The following is a 458-nucleotide window of genomic DNA, read 5'->3' on the forward strand; positions in this document are numbered from 1 at the left end:
TCATCATCCTCACCAACTTCATCATCAAACTCAGACTGAGGATAGATACCATACCTTGCAGCGTTGTCGTTGGCAAGCATTTGAAGTTCTTCTAGCATGTCGTTCTCTGGCATACCATCCAGCCACTCGTATAGTATATGTTCATCCATACCTACGAAGCCGGTGTATAGCGTCACAAAAAGCTGTTTCATGTTGGTTTCCTCACTGTAAGAATATATTATACTCTGATTCAGTTATAGAATCAAGTCAGTTTTCTCTTACGTTAACGATAACAAAATTCATCCAGTGATGCTTCAACTGGGCAAAAGCTACCAGGTCCTCTTCGGAAGTAAACTCGCGCTCACCCCAGGCCAAAAGACGGTCGTTGGACATTACCCTAACAGTTGCTATAATCATTTTCTTTCTTTTCTTTCTACCTGCGCCCATCTTTGCGAATGCTTTTCTAAGCCCTTCGCATA

2 protein-coding genes are annotated in these 458 nt (G+C 42.4%); both read right to left on the bottom strand.

Features of this window, described 5'->3' with window-relative positions:
- A partial coding sequence (locus tag AC3DE3_RS17340; RefSeq protein ID WP_488370862.1) for a hypothetical protein occupies nucleotides 1-191 on the bottom strand: 191 nt, incomplete at its 3' end.
- A gap of 55 nt (nucleotides 192-246) precedes the next feature.
- A partial coding sequence (locus AC3DE3_RS17345; RefSeq protein WP_488370863.1) for a hypothetical protein occupies nucleotides 247-458 on the bottom strand: 212 nt, incomplete at its 5' end.

This window comes from Dietzia sp. IBK-p2-16D, assembly GCF_057773085.1.